The 18,019-nt window shown below is 56.1% G+C and carries 10 protein-coding genes; 8 read left to right on the top strand and 2 right to left on the bottom strand.

Features of this window, described 5'->3' with window-relative positions:
* Window positions 1-76: 76 nt before the first annotated feature.
* Window positions 77-1,216 carry a GntR family transcriptional regulator gene (locus tag ABID47_RS20660; RefSeq protein WP_354499493.1) on the bottom strand — a complete coding sequence of 380 codons (1,140 nt, stop codon included), beginning with the start codon at window positions 1,214-1,216 and terminating at the stop codon, window positions 77-79.
* A 433-nt stretch (window positions 1,217-1,649) separates the two neighbouring features.
* On the opposite strand from ABID47_RS20660, the gene ABID47_RS20665 reads away from it, so the two are divergent.
* The 8 genes from ABID47_RS20665 (at window position 1,650) to ABID47_RS20700 (ending at window position 17,002) form a co-directional block, all read left to right on the top strand.
* Window positions 1,650-3,035 (top strand): ABC transporter substrate-binding protein, encoded by a 1,386-nt coding sequence (locus ABID47_RS20665; RefSeq protein WP_076172896.1) that lies wholly within the window; start codon window positions 1,650-1,652, stop codon window positions 3,033-3,035.
* 88 nt (window positions 3,036-3,123) lie between these two features.
* The gene (locus tag ABID47_RS20670) at window positions 3,124-4,017 is read left to right on the top strand and encodes a carbohydrate ABC transporter permease (RefSeq protein WP_251678096.1); all 894 of its coding nucleotides are present in this window, start codon (window positions 3,124-3,126) and stop codon (window positions 4,015-4,017) included.
* A gap of 13 nt (window positions 4,018-4,030) precedes the next feature.
* On the top strand, window positions 4,031-4,849 hold the full coding sequence (locus ABID47_RS20675) for a carbohydrate ABC transporter permease (protein WP_076172898.1): 819 nt from the start codon (window positions 4,031-4,033) through the stop codon (window positions 4,847-4,849).
* 69 nt (window positions 4,850-4,918) lie between these two features.
* Entirely contained in the window at window positions 4,919-7,672 is a 2,754-nt protein-coding gene (locus ABID47_RS20680; protein ID WP_354499497.1) for an alpha-mannosidase, read from the top strand.
* Between the two features lie 33 nt (window positions 7,673-7,705).
* The gene (locus ABID47_RS20685) at window positions 7,706-8,917 is read left to right on the top strand and encodes an enolase C-terminal domain-like protein (RefSeq protein WP_354499499.1); all 1,212 of its coding nucleotides are present in this window, start codon (window positions 7,706-7,708) and stop codon (window positions 8,915-8,917) included.
* Window positions 8,918-8,943: 26 nt separating this feature from the next.
* Window positions 8,944-9,804 carry an NAD-dependent epimerase/dehydratase family protein gene (locus tag ABID47_RS20690; RefSeq protein WP_354499501.1) on the top strand — a complete coding sequence of 287 codons (861 nt, stop codon included), beginning with the start codon at window positions 8,944-8,946 and terminating at the stop codon, window positions 9,802-9,804.
* 210 nt (window positions 9,805-10,014) lie between these two features.
* Window positions 10,015-15,609 (top strand): glycosyl hydrolase family 28-related protein, encoded by a 5,595-nt coding sequence (locus ABID47_RS20695; RefSeq protein WP_354499502.1) that lies wholly within the window; start codon window positions 10,015-10,017, stop codon window positions 15,607-15,609.
* A gap of 73 nt (window positions 15,610-15,682) precedes the next feature.
* The gene (locus ABID47_RS20700; RefSeq protein WP_354499504.1) at window positions 15,683-17,002 is read left to right on the top strand and encodes a family 43 glycosylhydrolase; all 1,320 of its coding nucleotides are present in this window, start codon (window positions 15,683-15,685) and stop codon (window positions 17,000-17,002) included.
* Window positions 17,003-17,117: 115 nt separating this feature from the next.
* Here ABID47_RS20700 and ABID47_RS20705 read toward each other — a convergent pair whose 3' ends face one another.
* Entirely contained in the window at window positions 17,118-18,011 is an 894-nt protein-coding gene (locus ABID47_RS20705) for an AraC family transcriptional regulator (RefSeq protein WP_354499506.1), read from the bottom strand.
* Window positions 18,012-18,019: the final 8 nt, after the last annotated feature.

An 18,019-nucleotide genomic window follows, 5' to 3' on the forward strand; every position in this document is an offset into this window, starting at 1 on the left:
AGGGAGGGCCGTAAGGTTCTCTATCTATTAAAAAACCGACGTGAAAACGTCGGTTTTTTGATTTTTAAATGCGTCGTCACAGCCCTCTTTGGGACACGGAAGCGCCGGCATGCACCGACGTCGAACGGCGCGGAATGAGGCGGGTCGGCAGCTTGATCTGCTTGTACCCGGGTGCGTCGTCTTCGATCTGCTCGACAATGAGCTTTCCGGCCTCCCGGCCCAACTCCCGTTCCTGCTGCACCACGGCCGTCGGGGGAACGATGCTGAAATCGGGGTATACGACGTCATCAAAGAAGACCACGGAGAGATCCTCGGGTACCCGCAGTCCCATAGCCAAGGCTGCCTGGATGACATGCGGGCTGAAATTCGAAGAAAGGGCCGCGGTCATATGCGGGTTGGCCTGCAAAAACTGCTGGATCATCTCGATGACCTCTTCGTCGCTATTGTCCATCCCCAAACGGGTCATCTGCAGGCTGCGGTCGATGAGAATGTGGCGGTCTTCCAGTGCCTGTTCATATCCGGCAAGCCGATCCTCAATACTCGAGGTTCCTTCCGATTTGGTGGAGATAAATCCGATATTCCGATGCCCCAGATCGTACAAATGCTGTACAGCCTGTTGGCCGGCTTCGTAGTTGTTGGAGCTGACCGAGTTGGTCTCCACTCCTTTCAGCAGCCGGTCCAACAGCACCAGCGGAAATCGGTTCAGTGTCAGCGACAGAATTTCGTTATTGTAATTTTCGCCTTCTACGGGATAGATGATCAGTCCGGCGACGCCGGCCTGCTTCATCTCGCGTATTTTCTGGATTTCACACTCCTGGGAGTCATTCGTTTTGGAGAATAGCAGATGATAGCCTTCCTCCGCTAAGGAATCCTCAATACCGCTGAGCAAATTAGCGGTAAAACGGTTGTCCAGGCGGGGCAGCAAAAAGCCGACGGTCTTGCTTGACGGCAGTGCCGCTTCGGTCGACAGCGGGGGAAACAGAGCTTCCGCTCTTTGTTCCGACACGAAGGTTCCTTTTCCCTGCATGCGGTATACGATGCCTCTGTCCACGAGGTTGGACAGCGCATTCTTGACCGTAATCCGGCTTACTCCGAATTGATCCGAGAGCTCATTCTCCGAGGGGATGCGGCTCATCGGCTTCCAGTTCCCGCTGCGGATCTGCTCCAGGATATAATTTTCGATTTTTTTATACATGGGAGTAAACTTTTTCGTCATGTTTGGCGCTCCATTCGAGAATAGGTCTGTTTAAAATATATTACAATTATCCAACCCGAACAAGTGAAAAATACAAGTTATTATATCGAATGGTATCTTTTTATATTTTCTTTCCTTAGATGATCTAGTGAAAAATACGAGTTATTTCAATGTTTTTTCGTGATATTGAACTTAACTCTAACTAAGTTGTAATAAAAAAATAAACATTTACATTAAAAAATAAGATGTTTATATTGTTATCATAAGTTGAGCCAAACATCGTGAAGGCATCGTGGAAGGAAGGCTGGAAGCGATGCGGGGCAAGGTTGGCACTTGTCATATTTTAACAAGGGGGTGGTATCCAAATCCGCCATATTGAAAGGGATTGCAATCCGTAGGATCCTTCAGAAATAAAAACCGATATTAACCGATTAAGCGAAAAGGTGGTTATCCCATGAAAAGAAAAGCAACCTTGATGGTAACGATGCTGTCCGTTCTTTGCTTGTTTGTAAGCGCTTGCTCAGGCGGACAAAAGCAGGAGGGCGGCAGCAGCGCGGAAGGCAGCAAGCATTTGACCATGTGGACCTGGAAGGTCGCTTACACGCCGGGAATCGAAGCGGCAGCCAAGCTGTACGAGGAAAAGACCGGAGTGAAAGTGGATGTCGAGACCTTTACGCCTGACGATACTTACAGACAAAAGTTTCAGGCGGCGGCCAACTCGAAAAATCTCCCCGACGTCGTCAACTGGTGGGCGACAGCGGGCGACTCCATCGAAGGCTCCGTGCTTGAGCTCTCGGGCGAAGTCGGCGACGACGTGCTGAGCAAGTATTACGGTACAGCCATGGATCCGATCAAAGTGACCCAAAGCCAAGTCGATTCCTGGCAGAAGGACAAAAACGCCACGACGGTGCAAAAGTCGTTGAAGGCGGGGCAGTTCTACGGACTGCCGCTCGATATCGGCGGATTCTTTACCTTTTACGGCAACAAGCAGCTGATCGAGAAGGCGGGACTTACCGCCGAAGCTCCGAAAACGTGGGAAGAGTTCGTCACGATGATGGAAACGATCAAGAGCAAGACGGGAACACCGGGACTTGTCTTTGGCGCCAAAACGTCCGACCTGTGGGAGAACTGGGCCGGATCCGCGCTAGCTATCATGTATGGCGGGCCTCAATCGTATATTGACCTGCTGGAACGAAAAGCGAAAATGAGCGACCCGGAGCATCTGCCGGTTGTTCAGGCGGTACAGACGCTCGCTGACAAAGACTTGCTGATGCCGGGCATTTTGTCAACAGATATCGACGGCGCGGACCAGGCGTTCGCCGCGGGCAAAGCCGCATTTGACCTTGGCGGTTCGTTCACGATGTCCACGCTGCTCGCGATGGGTATGAAACCGGAGGATATCGTCACGTTCCCTGTGCCGCCGATTGACGGCTCGAAAATCACTTCCTGGACGACAGATCCGTTCACACTGACGATGCTGTCCGTGAATAAAGACTCGAAGAACAAGGATGCCGCGCTTGATTTTATCAAGTATATGACCACGGATCCGGATGCGGCCGTTGCGTTCGCGAATGCGGCTTATACGGTTCCGGCCCTAAATTTGGGCGACCGTGCCAAAGATCTCGATCCGAACCTGAAGGCGATCGTTGACTCGTTCGCCACCGAGCCCGGACCGTATTCGGAAGCGCAGCCGGCGATCAGCGCTTACCGGGGCAAGAACAAGGAGTGGGAAGTGTATGCCCAGTCCATCCAATCCATGATCGAAAAGAAAATGACGGCCGAACAGGCTGCGAAAAAATTCGACGATACGATGAAGAGCCTGCAGGCCAGCGGCAACTGATAACCGGCTCTGGCTGTATGATGCAAACGGCGGCAGGGACACTCGCCTTTCCGCCGCTTGCTTAATCCAAATCCAAAGGTGATGGAAGATGATAACAACTAGAAATAAATGGGTACCGTATCTGTTTTTGCTGCCGGGTGTTCTCCTGTTTCTCGCCGTTGGCGTCTATTCGGTCGGCTTCTCGATAATGCTCAGTTTTTACAACTGGTCGGGGATCGACTTTTCGACGGCCCGGTTCGAGGGCCTTGCTAACTTCAGACAGTTTCTGCTCGGGGATGACCCGATCGTCACTCAGAACTTTTACAACTCACTGCTGCATAACGTCCTGATCGGTGCAGCCCAGGTCGTTATCGTCATCCCCATTGCGATTGTGCTGGCGTTCGTCCTGCAGAATACAAAGATGGCGTCGCTGTACCGCACGGTGTACTTCCTGCCGATGATCGCATCGGGCGTGGCGATTTTTTATGTATGGAAAGGACTGTTTGAGCCTACCGGCGCTTTTAACTCCCTGTTTCATGCGATCGGACTCGACTTTCTGACCGTACCCGGGGGAATGCTGGGAAGCTCGTCCACGTCGCTGATCGGCATCATTATTACCTCGATATGGGGCGGCCTTCCGGGCACGCTGATTCTGTATTATGCCGGCTTAACCTCGATCGATCCTACCTTGTATGAGGCCGCGAACGTTGACGGAGCCAGCAAGCTGACGATGATCACGAAAATCACATGGCCGCTTCTGAAGCCGATTACGCTGATCGCGGTCATCCAGATGGTCAACGGCGCGTTCCAGGCGTTCGAGAACGTGTTCATCATGACCGGCGGCGGACCCTCGGGCAGCTCGGAGGTTATCGGGACGCTCGTGTACCGGACGGCGTTCCTGAATAACGATTACGGACTGGCCAGCGCGATCGGATGGGTATCCTTCCTGATTACCGGAGCCATTGCCATGTTCAGTATCCGGTCGTTCAAAGTCGACATTTAGAGGAGGACCCGAGATGGTCAAGACTATCAAACACATCATTCTGGTTTTATATGGGCTGACCTGCGTGTATCCTTTCTTGTGGATGATCGGCACCTCTTTGAAAACATCCCAGGATGCACTGGCCAATCCGCAGTCACCCCTCCCCAAAGGGGCGCCTGAGTGGTCCACGTTTGCAGAAGTGTGGAACAAGCTGAACTTTTACCGCTTTTTCGTCAACAGTGTGGTCGTCAGCATCATCGTCATCATTGGAGTCGTTCTGATTTATACGATGATGGCGTATTCGTTCGCCAAGTTCAGATTTAGAGGCAAAAAATTCGTGTATTACACGTTCATCGCGCTGCTGCTCGTTCCTGGCGTGACGACGCTCATTCCGCTGTATATCAACATGACGAATCTCGGCCTGCAGAACACGTACGTCGGCATGATCCTGCCGATGATTAACGGGGCTGCGCCGTTTGCCATTTTCCTGTTTACGAGCTATTTCCGGACCATATCGCATGAGCTGTACGAGTGCGCCGTTCTGGACGGCTGCGGCAACTTCAAGATTTACTGGCGGGTCTATCTGCCGCTGGCCCTGCCGGCGATTGGAACGATCGCCATCCTCAACTTTATCGGAAGCTGGAACAACATCCTGTGGCCGATGATTATCGTCGACAAGCAGGAGATGTTCACGCTGCCGATGGGGCTGATGTACCTGGATTCCTCCTCATTTAAAAAATGGAACGAGCTGATGGCCGGAGCGCTGATCACCGTCATACCGATCCTGATCGCGTTTCCGTTTATGCAAAAGATGTACGTTAAAGGCATGACCGTCGGTTCGGTCAAAATGTAAAACGCATCATTCATGCCGTACCATCGATAGCGCACAGAAAAGAAAACATACAAGAATGGGATGAAAGAGATGACCATAAAAACAGCGCATATTATTGCGCATTCGCATTGGGATAGAGAGTGGTATTTGCCATACGAAAAACACCGGCTGAAGCTGGTCCGCCTGATGGAGGATTTGATCAAGGCCTTCGAGCGGGACCCGGAGTTTGCCAACTTCCATTTGGACGGCCAATATATCGTCCTGGAGGATTATTTGCAAATGATGCCGCACCGGGCGGAGCAAGTTCGTTCACTGGTCGAACAGGGGAAGCTGATCGTCGGCCCCTGGTACATTCTTCAGGATGAATTTCTGGTCAGCAGCGAAGCGAATGCGCGCAACCTGCTGATTGGGATCCTCCTTTCGAAAAAGATGGGGGGATACGCGAAAATCGGTTATTTTCCCGACTCCTTCGGCAATATGGGGCAGGCACCCCAGCTTATTCGCCAGGCGGGCATCGATGTCGCCGTATACGGGCGCGGCGTCAAGCCGGTGGGCTTCAACAACGAGGTCCAGTCCGGTAACGAACATACGTCAAAATACTCTGAGATGTACTGGGAATCTCCCGACGGGTCCCGAGTGTTGGCGATCCTGTTCGCCAACTGGTACAACAACGGGATGGAGATTCCGACGAACCCTGAAGCCGCAAAGGCGTATTGGGCGGAAAAGCTGGCGGCCGCCGAAGCGTTCGCCTCGGGACCGGAGCTGCTTTTCATGAACGGCTGCGACCATCAGCCGCTGCAGAAGGATCTGTCCAGGGCGCTGCGCACCGCCGGCGAGATGCTGCCGGACGTGGAGTTCCGCCATTCCAGCTTCCCCGAGTATATTGAAGCGCTTCGTCAGGCGAACCCGGATGCCCTCGATGTCGTGCGCGGCGAGCTTCGAAGCCAGTGGACGGACGGGTGGATCACGCTCGTCAATACCGCGTCGGCCCGGGTGTACATCAAACAGCAAAACGTGCGGAGCCAGACCTTGCTGGAAAAGGTGGTCGAGCCGCTCGTCGTCATGGCCCATTTGACCGGTTCGTCCTATCCGCGGCACGAACTGCTGTATGCATGGAAGACGCTGCTGCAAAACCATCCGCATGACAGCATCTGCGGCTGCAGCATTGACGAGGTGCACCGCGAGATGATGACGCGCTTCGCCAAGTCGCAGCAGGTGGCGGAGTCGATCGCTGCGGACAGCGCCGCGGCGGTAGCTGCTGCCGTGGACACCTCCGGCTTTGACCCGGAATCGGCGCGGCCTTTCGTCGTCTTTAACACGTCGGGCCATTCCCGTTCCGGCGTGGTTCGCACGACGGTGGACATAGAGCGCCGCTATTTCGATCATCAGGCTCCGCACGAGAAATACGAAGCGTTCAAAGAAGAGTACCACACTTTTGATCCGGAGGAATGGATCGTAACAGACGAAGGAGGCAAGCCGGTTGAGGCTAACATCGAGCCGCTGGGCCCGGTATTCGGCTATGACCTTCCGGATGACCGGTTCCGTCAGCCTTTTTGGGCTTTTCAGGTGGATGTGGAGCTCTACGTCAAGGATGTTCCGGGGATCGGTTATCGGACCTATGCCCTTGTCCGCAAGGATTCCCTGACCAAAGCCGAGTCCGTTTCGCCTGCTGCAGGCGGCGTGAAGGCAGATGGAAACGCGATGGAGAACCGTTATCTTCGGGTGGAGATCGCGGAAGACGGCTCATTTACGCTGTTGGATAAAGTGAATGGCCGGAAGTATGAGGGGCTTGGCATTTACGAGGACACGGGCGACATCGGGAACGAATACATGTACCGGCAGCCGGATGGAGAAGTGCCGCTGACGACGGAGGGCCTTTCGGCGGATATCCGGCTGGTGAAGCATACGCCGCTGGCCGCCGTATACCGGATCGAGCGCGTCTGGAACCTGCCGCTTGGAGCGGATGCGCTGCTGGACGAAGAAATTCGCTCCATGGTCCCTTTCCGGTACCGGAAATCCCGCCGCGTTAGCGAGACGGCCGGGGTGAAGATCGTCACGGAGCTCACACTGGGCAAGGACAGCCGCTCTGTCGGCATCCGGAGCATGATCGACAACACGGTGAAGGACCACCGCATCCGCATGCTGTTCAAGACCGGACTGGCAGCGGATCATGTGATGGCGGACTCCATTTATGAAGTGGCTCGGCGCCCGATTCAGCCTGAAGCCGCGTGGAGCAATCCGAGCAACGCCCAGCATCAGAACGCGTTCATCAGCTTGAGCGACGGCATCGCGGGCCTTACCGTTGCGAATCAGGGACTGAACGAATACGAGGTGCTGCCCGCGCATAACACGATGGCGGTCACGCTCGTGCGCGGCGTCAGAGAGCTCGGAGATTGGGGAGTATTTGCGACGCCCGAAGCGCAGTGCCTGGGAACGCATGTCCTGGAAATGGAGCTGATATCCCATGATGCCGATGTAGTTGAATCGGGCGCATTTATCGAGGCCTATCAATTCCCGGTTCCGTGGACGGTTCATCAGACGGGAGTCCACGGCGGCAAGCTGCCGGCGAATCATACGTTCCTCGAATGGGAGGGCGACCACCTTGCCTTCAGCGCACTCAAACTGGGCGAGGAGAATGAGGATCTGATGTTCCGGGTATTTAACGTTTCATCGGCAGCGCCGACGACTCTGTCATTCGCGCCTTCATTCCAGGTGAACGGCGTCTATGAGAGCACCATCATTGAAGAGCGCGGAGAAGAGATGGGAAGAAACGAGCAAAGCCGGTATACGGCAGAGCTGGGGCCGGCAAAAATTCAGACGGTCGGCATTCGTCCGGCTCTGTGATAATATAGTCCATTTTGGGGAGGGGAAAGCGGTATGGCCAAAATAACGGCAGTACGCTGCATTCGAACGAGACATGATGGAAGCTGGGTTATCGTTAAAGTCATGACGGACCAGGATGGGTTGTACGGCATCGGCTCGGCCAGTGATATTTACCAGCCGGGAGCCGTGGTCAGCATCATTGAGGAACTGCTGGCACCGGTGCTTATCGGACGGGATGCCGGCCAGATCGAGGACCTGTGGCAGACGATGTATACGAGCGGTTACTGGCGCAACGGCTCAACGCTCCATACCGCCATGGGCGGTATCGACATGGCGCTGTGGGACATCAAGGGGAAGGAAGCGGGGATGCCCGTGTACCAGCTTCTGGGCGGCGCGGTCCGTTCGGCCGTTCCTTGTTATGCGCATGCTAACGGTGCCACCTACGAGCAGCTGGAGGAAGAGGTGCATGCCTTTCAGGAGCAGGGCTTCGGCGTGATCCGCTGCCAGCTTGGGGGCTACGGCGGAGGCGGATTCGTCACTCCGCAGGGCGTATCGAAATTCCCTCCTGTCAATGTATTCGATGAAGCCAGCTACATCACGGCGATCCCGGACATGTTCGAAAAGCTGCGTGTACGGTTCGGCATGAGCCTGGGCTTTACGCATGACGTTCACGAGCATCTGACGCCTTCCGGCGCCGTCAGCTTATCGAGAGCGCTGGATCCGTACCGCCTGTTCTTCGTGGAAGACTTGCTGCAATCGGAGCATACGGGATGGTACCGGCGGGTCAAAGAAACGAGCACCACGCCTCAGGCCGTCGGCGAATTGTTTGTGCACCCGCAGGAGTGGCTCCCGCTGGTGCAGGAGCGCTTGATCGACTTTGTCCGGATGCGCGTCTCCAAGGCCGGCGGCATGACCCCATGCCGCAAAATTGCCGCCGTCTGCGAAGCTTTCGGCGTCCGCACCGCGTGGCAGGAAGGCGGGGAGAATGACCCGGTCAACCAAATCGCGGCCGCGCATCTGGACATGGCGATCATGAGCTTTGGCGTACAGGAGATCAACCATTTCCGCAGTGAAGAGAAGGAGGCCTTCCCGGGCCACGCGGTTTTGGAACACGGGCATTTAAAGCTGAACGATAAGCCGGGGCTTGGCATCGATATCGACGAGCATAAGGCGGCAGCCCTGGTCAAGGATCAAGGTTCCCTGGCAGCATACCATCACCCATACAAGCTGGACCGCAAGCCGGATGGAACGCTGATTCGTCCTTAAGGTCCGGCTGGAAGGAGGAAAAGATCATGAAACAAATCGTCGTGACCGGCTCGGAAGGAAAACTGGGCCACTACGTCGTTCAAGAGCTTAACCATGCAGGATACAGGGTCATCGGAACGGATGCCCGCCCGGCAAGCGGGAGAAACCGTTATGCCCGCTATGTCCAGGGGGATTTGACCCAGCTTGGCGAGGTGTACGGTATTTTGGCCGAATCGGATGCGGTGGTTCACCTGGCTGCCGTGCCGAATCCTATCAACTTTTCGCCGGAGCGGATCTTCGCCAACAATGTCATGGCGACATACAACATCCTGGAGGCTTCTTCGAAGCTCAGCATCCAGCGCGTCGTATTCGGATCGAGCGAATCGGCCTATGGATTCTGCTGGGCGAAGCATCCCTTTCCGCCGCATACGCTCCCCGTTGACGAGGAGCATGTGCTGCTGCCCCAGGAGAGCTACGGGCTGTCCAAGCAGGTGAATGAACAGACGGGCGATATGTTCGCCCGCCGTACAGGCATGGAGATCTATGCCCTCCGCTTCTCTTTGATTCTGGCGCCGAATGAATACGATCGGGAGATCGCGGCCTTCAGCGATACCGCCAGACATCACCGCATTCTATGGAGCTATGTCGACGCGCGCGACGCCGCTTCAGCCTGCAGGCTTGCGCTGGAAGCACCTGTGCAAGGCCAGGCAGAGGCATGCCGCCTGAACATCACATCCAGCGACTTGCTGAGCGATGCAAGCGTCAGCGAGTTGGCAGCCAAGTATTATCCGCAGGTGCCTTTTCCAGGCAAGGACCCAGGTAAGTTGACGGCGCTCGTGTCCAACGCCCGGGCGAAGTCGGTCCTGAACTGGGAGCCTGCTCATTCCTGGAGGAGCGCCGGCCGTTAAGGCCGGTTTTCCTTAAGGTTCATAGATGAAGCAAGCCGCCTGCTGAAAGGGGGAGGTGCCGCAAGCTAAATTGGATACGGGACAAGCTCGGGTGTATTGCCAATGGTTTTTTTGCTGCAAAATTGAAAGCGAATACAATCATGATCCCGCAGCGAAGCAGCGTTGCTTTCGTGCAGCTTGATAAGCAAATCAAGCATGGGAGGAATAATCGTGAACAATCGATGGAGCTTTAGGCGCTTTATCGCGCAAATAACCGTCATCGTGATGGTCGTCTCCTTATTCTGGATGGCCCCGGCTCCACTTAGAGCCGCCGCCGATGGTGAGGATGCAGATGGCGGAAGCCAGCTTCCGCCATCCGCCCCGGTAACGGTCACCGATTCCGTATACATTACGCTCGGGGAAACGCCGGAAGGGCAAGGCATGACCGCCCGTCCGGGGGACGGTCCGGAGGAAGGCCTGCAGGTGGGCGAAATGGACGGTAAAACGTACTGGAAAACCAATCAAGCGGTAAATCCGAATGATCCGGCACAGAACATCCTCTACTTTTATTTCAATGTGGATGACGACTTCGCGGGAGATCTTAGCGATCAGGACGTTTTGGTAACGGCCGAATATTATGACCAAGGCAATGGGGACATGGTGCTTCAGTATGATTCCAAGCAGTCCGCTTTTAAGGACGCCCCGCTGTTTTCGTACGAAAATTCGGGGACCTGGAAGACGCATACCTTCAAGCTGAGCGACGCGCGCTTTGAGAACCGTACAAACGGTGCGGATTTCCGGATCGGCGTCACCGGCGCCGGAGCGAAGGCGCAGAATCCCGAGCTGTATTTGGCGAAGGTGACCGTGACGAAGCAGCCCCGTGAATCGTCGGGGACCCACGAAACCAAGGTCTATGACACGGTATATCCGACGGACGATATCGTCATTGCCGACCGCAGTGTGACGGATTATGGCGCCAAAGGGGATGGGAGCACGGATGACACCCGCGCCTTCCAGGAAGCGCTGGCCGATGCGGGAAGCCAAGGCGGGGGCGTCGTGTACGTGCCTTCAGGCACGTACAGGCTGACAAGCGAGCTTGTCGTCCCGACAGGAGTCACGCTCCGCGGCGATTGGGCGAATCCGGAAGCGCAGGGTGGCAAGGTTCTGGGCACCGTTCTTGCTGTCTATGCCGGTAAGGGACAGGAGACAGGCACGAGCTTCATTAAGCTGCAGCCCTCCAGCGGCGTGACGAACCTGTCCATCTGGTATCCGGAACAAAACGCATCCGATCCGTCTCCATATCCGTGGACGATCGAACAGCTACCCGGCGACAGTGCGACCGTCAAGAATGTCACGCTGGTCAATGCATACCAGGGGATCAAGATCGGACCGGACTGGAACGAGCTGCATTACGTCAAAAATCTCTATGGTACCACGCTGAAGACAGGCATTTTCCTCGATTATACGACGGATATCGGACGGCTGGAGGGGATTCATTTGTCCCCGGATCTCTGGTCCGGCTCGGGCCTCGCGGGATCGCCCAAACGCGGCGAACTGCATGATTACATGACGAGCCATGCCGAGGGCATCGTCATGGGCCGCTCCGACTGGGAATACATGTCGGACATCCATATTTCCGGATATGAGACGGGCATGCGGATGACGACGAGAACCGGCAGCCTGGAGTCGGCCAATGCGCAGCTGTACAAGATCCAGGTCGAGGATTGCCATGTCGCGCTCAAGATCGAGGGCGTCAACAATTACGGCCTGCTGATTTCGGACAGCCGGTTTGAAGCCGGAGCCGGGCAGCATCCGATTGCCATTTACGCGACGCAAGGCTTCAATTCCATTGTTCAGTTTAACGGTGTCACGGTAGGCGGGCATCCCGATCAGGCGGTTCTAAACGAGGGCAGCGGCACCCTATCCTTCGAAAACAGCACGTTCGCAAACTGGGGGGACGGCAGTGAAGACTATGCGATCATCGCCCGCGGCGGATCGCTGATACTGGGGGCTTCCAGCTTTGCCAAATCCGATCGCCACCTCCTGCTTGAAGGGAATGTCGGAACGGTCAATTCCATCAACTCGGGATATGACGGCAAGCTGTCCGTAACCAATCACAGCCAATCGACGGACCTGAATATCCGCCAAGACGACAAGTATGTCCTGGACCGCCTTCCTGAGGTGCCATCCGTGGATATCGCCGCACGTCCCAAGCCGGCGACGAGCGGATTGTTTAATGTGGTGAATGCTCCGTACTCCGCCGATCCGACCGGGAATGAGGATGCCTCCCAGGTGATCCAGCAGGCTCTAAGCGATGCCGGTGACGCTGGCGGCGGCACGGTGTATATGCCCGCCGGGATCTACCGGGTCGAGCAGCCGCTCGTTGTACCGACCGGCGTAGAATTGCGCGGCAACTTTGATGTTCCGCATCATACGATTGGCGGCGGCACGGTCATTTTTACGAACTACGGGGAAAATGAACCGGACGCCCCGGCGTTGATCCAATTAAAAGCAGCGGCGGGCCTTCGCGGAATATCCGTATATTACGACCATCAAACCTGGACCGAAGCGAATCCGGTCAAGCCTTACCCATGGACCGTTCAAGGCCAAGGGAAGGACGTTTACCTGATTGATACGACGCTGGTCAATCCATACCAGGCCGTCGATTTTGGAACATACGATACGAGCGGGCATTACATCGATTACGTGGCCGGTTCCCCGCTGAAGGAAGGGATTTACCTGGGCGGAGGTGCGCAGGGCGGATACTTGCGGAACGTCCAGTTCAATCCGCATTATTACGGGCGCAGCAATTATCCGAACCATCCATCCACCGGTGCGGACTCCGACATGGTCTGGAGTTACCAGAAGGACCATCTGGATGCTTTCCGCATCGGCAACGTGAAACAGGAGACCATTTTTAACACATTCGTCTTCGGTTCGAAGTTCGGCATCCATTTCGAAGGACAGGACGGGCAGGGCCCTGAAGCCGTCGTGATCGGCCACGGCACGGACGGAAGCAAAAAAGGAGCCGTGCTGGAAGGCGCGGACGAGGCGGGACTCCAGTTTATTAACACGGAGCTGGTCTCGATCAGCACGACCGACAAAGTTTACGTTGAGGTCGGCAAAAACTTCGGCTCCAAAGCGGTGTTTTTCAATTCTTCGATGTGGGGTGATACGAACCGTTCCTTCGATATCTTCGGGGGCACCGTGCGGATTCAGCAGGCCAACTTCACCAAAGTCGGCGACATCGGCATTAACGCCGTCGGCGGTGACATTGGACTGTACGATTCCTACTTCCAGCAGTCCCAAACAACCCATGTGTATGCCGGGCCGGGCATCGACAAGATGGTCGTATCCAACAACCTGGCCAGCGGGGGACTTCAAATTCAGAACGATGCGCCGGGCAAAGTGTCGGGAAGCAATCTCTATCCTGTGACGCTGAAGTTAGAGAAGGCGCCCTTCGATCCTTCACACCCGGAAGATACAGGAACGGTGCTGTCGATAACCAATGCGGCCGGAGACGGAACGCTGAAGGGACAAGTCGAATGGGTCAGTCCCGGCATGTATCGGGAGGCGCTGAAGCCGATCCGTTTTGAGGATCTGAAGAAGGGGGAAACCCGCGGTGTGGCCATCCCGTACTTATCAGCCGATTCCCTGAAGTTCAGAGTTGCTCTGGACAACGGGGAACGTTATGAAACGTCGGTCAAGCTGTCCCAGTCCTTCGCATCGCGAAGCGAGACTGCGGACCACACGCCAACCATTGAAGTGTCCGGTCCGGAGCATTACTACAGCGTTGGCGGAAGCTGGGGAGGCGCCGATGATCTCGGGCTCACCTCCAAGGTCACCTGGGATGAAGCCCACTTGTACGTTAACGTAGATGTCAAGGACAACGTCCACAGCCAGACGTTTACAGGCGGCGATATATGGCAGGGCGACAGCCTGCAGGTCGGTATCGACCTGGCGAAGGAAGATGGTGCGGCCAGCCGCCAGGTGAACGAGCTCGGGTTTGCGCTGAACGAGGACGGCAGCGTGCAGAAATGGAGATGGCGTGCTCCGGATGGGATAACGCCGGGTCCGCTGGAATCCGTTCAGGCGGTCGTTACCCGCGACGAAACGGCCAAGGTGACGCATTATGAGCTGACCCTTCCGTTTCGGGCTCTCCACGGCGCCGGGTATGATTTCCACGTGGATAAACCGATAGGGCTTGCGCTGCTCGTCAACGAAAATGACGGGGACGGACGGTCCGGATTCATGGAGTTTAACGGAGGCATTGGCACAAGCAAGGATGCCGGATTATTCGGCAATCTGTACCTCCTCCAGGACGATTATGTGAAGCTGCTGGAGAAATCCGCTGAGGCCAGTGTGAAGTCGGCCATGCACAAGAGAGAAGTCAGCACCGTTGATGCCGCTGCCAATTTCGTGCTTCTCCTGCCGGAAGGCGGGCTGAAGAAATCCTTGCAGGCCCGGCTCGCTGCCATTGGTTCGAAGCTTGGGACAGTACCGGGCGGAGAGGGACATCCGGGAGGACCGGGATCGAATGGAGGAGGAGGGAACTCCGGTTCCGGCTCCGGCTCAGGTTCCGGTTCGTCAGGGAGCGGAACAAGTAAACCCGGCGGAGGCTCGAATCCGGATCCGTCCGGAAAGAATAGCTTAACGCTAACACCGATATTTGATCAAGCGTCCAAGTTGGCGAGCGTCCGCCTGGGCAGCAAGGAGGCTGAGCAGGCATTCGGCGGAATTCAGGCAGGCCAAGACGGGACGAAGACGCTGGTCGTCCAGCTGAAGGCTGCTGCCGGGGCTGAAAGGTATGCCCTAGAGCTGCCATCAGAGCTGGTTGCGGATAAGCAGGCAGCGCGCTCGCTGGACATTCATACGGAATTGGGGAATCTGTGGATTCCAGGCGATCTGCTGGCCGCATCCAAGGAACAGCTTGGCGAATCTATCGTCGTGAACATTAGCAAGGCGAACCATGCGGCAGCAGGCCAGGAAGCTGCGTCCGTCTTCGGCGAAAGACCGGCGATCTCGCTGCAGCTTGCTACTGCCAAGGGAGCCTCCCTCCAATGGACGGATGCGGCTTCGCCGATCAAGGTCATGCTGCCTTATCAGCCGGGCTCCGGCGAAGCGAAGAATCCGGAGAAGCTCGTCGTACGGCTGGCCGGAGAACAAGGGCAATATACACCGGTTCCAAGCGGCAAATACGTCCCGTCTTTGGGACACATCGTATTCAAGGCTTGGCAGCCTGGAGTGTACGCCGTTGGTTACGATGACCATACGTTTCAGGATATCGGGAACCTCGCTTGGGCCCGTCAGGCCATCGAAGCTCTTGCGGCCAAAGGCATCGTTCACGGCGTATCCGAGTCGGCCTATCAACCGCAAACGCTGATTCGAAGAGCGGACTTTGCGGCTCTGCTGGTTCAAGCTTTTGAACTCAACCGGAATCACACCGAAAGCGCGGAGCGGTTTGCGGATGTGCCGCAAGATGCTTATTATAACGAGGCCGTCGGCATCGCGAGAGCGCTCGGAATCGTTCAAGGGGGCGGGAGCCTTTTCCTGCCGGACGCTGCGATCAAGCGGGAAGATGCGGCCGTCATGATCTACTGCGCCATGGATGCGGCAAGCATCCTGCCGGCAGCGGCCGGAAGCCAGGCTTCCGGGGAAGGATTTTCCGACTCGGATGCGATCGAAGCTTACGCCCGCGATGCCGTCCAAGCTTTGGCGGATGCGCAGCTGCTGCAGGGAGATGGCGGCAAGTTCCAGCCGAAAGAACCGATCACGCGGGCGGAAACGGCGGTTCTGGTGTACCGTTTGTACAATCTGCTGCCTTAGGGCAGCAGATTGTATATATGAATTAACCTTCAATTTACTAGAATAGATTTTATGAACAGGGAGAGAACGTGCTATGACTACGCAAGGAATTCCAAAAGCCTTGATCAAATCGGCTGGCCAAAATCCGATCATCACCAGTATTTATACGGCGGACCCTTCTGCCCATGTGTGGGAGGACGGAAGAATCTACATATACGCTTCCCATGATATCGATCCGCCGCAGGGATGCGATCTGATGGACGCATACCACGTATTTTGCTCAGATGACCTGGTGAATTGGGTCGACGAAGGCGAGATTCTCCATTCGCGGGACGTGGCCTGGGGGCGCCCGGAAGGCGGCTTCATGTGGGCTCCCGACTGCGCCTACAAGAACGGTACGTACTATTTCTATTATCCGCATCCGAGCGGATCGGACTGGAACGATACCTGGAAAATCGGCGTGGCGACCAGCGACAAGCCGGCCAGCGGTTTTATCGACCGGGGTTATATCGAGGGACTCGGCGGTTTCGCTATGATCGACCCTTGCGTCTTTATCGATGACGATGGCAGGGCATATATGTATTATGGCGGCGGCGGCAAATGCCAGGGCGGGGAACTGGGCGAGGATATGATGTCTATCAAAGGGCCGATGCAGGACATGACGGGTCTGGAAGATTTTCATGAAGCCGCCTGGGTATTCAAGCGAAACGGGCTGTACTATCTCACTTACGCCGACAATCTGGAAGACAACAACCGGATGAGATACGCGACAAGCCGGTATCCGCTTGGTCCGTGGACTTACCAGGGCATCTTTTTGGAACCGACCGGCTGCTCGACGACACACGGCTCGGTAGTGGAGTACAAAGGGCAGTGGTACCTGTTCTATCATAATCAGGTCATTTCAGGACACGGGAACCTGCGCAGTGTATGCATCGATTACCTGCATTTTAACGAAGATGGAACCATTCAAACGGTGGTTCAGACCAGGGAAGGCGTTAAGTCCGTCGGTGAAACACCGGAAGCCGAAGTATCGGCCTACTATGCGGCAAATGAGAGTACCACAGGAGGCGGCGCCGAAGTTACGGGCGGATCGGGGGAAGAGGCGGTCATCCGCGGGCTGGATGCCAAGGGGGCTTATTGCGAATTCGGCAGCGTCGACGGAGGTAGCGGCGGACGGGCCGCACTGTACATCCATTACAGCACGGAAGAAGCCCTGGCCAAGCTGAACTTAACGGTCAACGGTTATGATTACACGCTGATCAACGCCCCCGGAACAGGAAGCGGCGAAGAAGCGTTGGGCGCCGCGTCGTTCACGGTCCGTCTGCAGCCTGGAACGCAGAATACAATCCGGCTGACGGGCGGGCACGGCCGCATTGCCGTAGGCGGTTTGTCGGTTAGCAGATTACAAGAGTAAGAAGTTTAGGCGTAGGAATCGTATCTCTTAAATTAAGCGGCCCCTGTGCACTGGCCAAGCTGGCGAGCTTACCTGTGGCAGGGGCTGTTTGTGGTTGTGTTATTTTTGGCCTCACTCACTCCCGATGATGAACATCCACCCGGAACACCTGATACCGTTTCCTGTACTCGCCGGGAGTGAACGAGGTTTGGCGTTTAAACAGACGCGTAAAATAGTTGTTGTCCCGGAATCCGCATTGTTCGGCGACTTTGACCAGGGGCAGCTCCGAATGCGCCAGCAGCCGCTTGGCCCGCTCCATCTGCAGATGATGCCGGTATTGCAGCGGACTCATCCCCGAATATTGTTTCAGGCAGCGCGCCAAGTAGTCAAAATGGTAATGCAGGTCGCGCTCCATGCCGGCGGAGTCGAAGGGAGCTTCAAGGTTGTCCGCCAAATAGGCTGCGACCTGCTCTCCAAGGAAAAACGAGCGGGCATGCGGACTGCCTTTTCTCATGCTTCCTTGCAGTTCGATCAGGAACTTGCCGAATAACATGTGCAGTTCGTAGACCCCGTAGGGCGTAAGCATGCCGTGCACTTTCAGCATGTCCTGCAGGATCGGCACCATCGTTCGCAAATCGATTTCGGCAAATTTGGGGATGTCCACCAGGCCCGGCTGGGCCTGGGTATCCTGATCCGACCGGTTCAGCAGCGGCTGATGCCAGTGGCTTTTCTCGGTCAAAACCGGCTGCTCATCCGCCGGGTATTCGAAATGGATCCAATACACCTCGGTTTCACGATCGGTCGGACGGCAGCCGCGGTGCGTTTTGCCAGGCTCCAGGACGAGCATCGTTCCTTCCCGGATATCATATGCAATCCCGTTCTCCTCCATATATAGCGTGCCCTTGGCGCAAACGATCAGGTCAAAGGCTTCGAATTGCCGCTCGGCGTGCATCACGCCCGCCTGCCACACCGTATGGCCGACCGCGGTCAGCAGCGGAAACGGCGGCACCTTGAGTTCAAGTACGAGCATATCGCTAA

This window comes from Paenibacillus favisporus, assembly GCF_040545415.1.
Lineage (GTDB): Bacteria > Bacillota > Bacilli > Paenibacillales > Paenibacillaceae > Paenibacillus_AQ > Paenibacillus_AQ favisporus.

Bases quoted from the DNA above. Each gene is read 5' to 3' on its own strand.
- ABID47_RS20660 (WP_354499493.1), bottom strand. From the start codon at position 1,216: ATGACGAAAAAGTTTACTCCCATGTATAAAAAAATCGAAAATTATATC.
- ABID47_RS20665 (WP_076172896.1), top strand. From the start codon at position 1,650: ATGAAAAGAAAAGCAACCTTGATGGTAACGATGCTGTCCGTTCTTTGC.
- ABID47_RS20670 (WP_251678096.1), top strand. From the start codon at position 3,124: ATGATAACAACTAGAAATAAATGGGTACCGTATCTGTTTTTGCTGCCG.
- ABID47_RS20675 (WP_076172898.1), top strand. From the start codon at position 4,031: ATGGTCAAGACTATCAAACACATCATTCTGGTTTTATATGGGCTGACC.
- ABID47_RS20680 (WP_354499497.1), top strand. From the start codon at position 4,919: ATGACCATAAAAACAGCGCATATTATTGCGCATTCGCATTGGGATAGA.
- ABID47_RS20685 (WP_354499499.1), top strand. From the start codon at position 7,706: ATGGCCAAAATAACGGCAGTACGCTGCATTCGAACGAGACATGATGGA.
- ABID47_RS20690 (WP_354499501.1), top strand. From the start codon at position 8,944: ATGAAACAAATCGTCGTGACCGGCTCGGAAGGAAAACTGGGCCACTAC.
- ABID47_RS20700 (WP_354499504.1), top strand. From the start codon at position 15,683: ATGACTACGCAAGGAATTCCAAAAGCCTTGATCAAATCGGCTGGCCAA.
- ABID47_RS20705 (WP_354499506.1), bottom strand. From the start codon at position 18,011: ATGCTCGTACTTGAACTCAAGGTGCCGCCGTTTCCGCTGCTGACCGCG.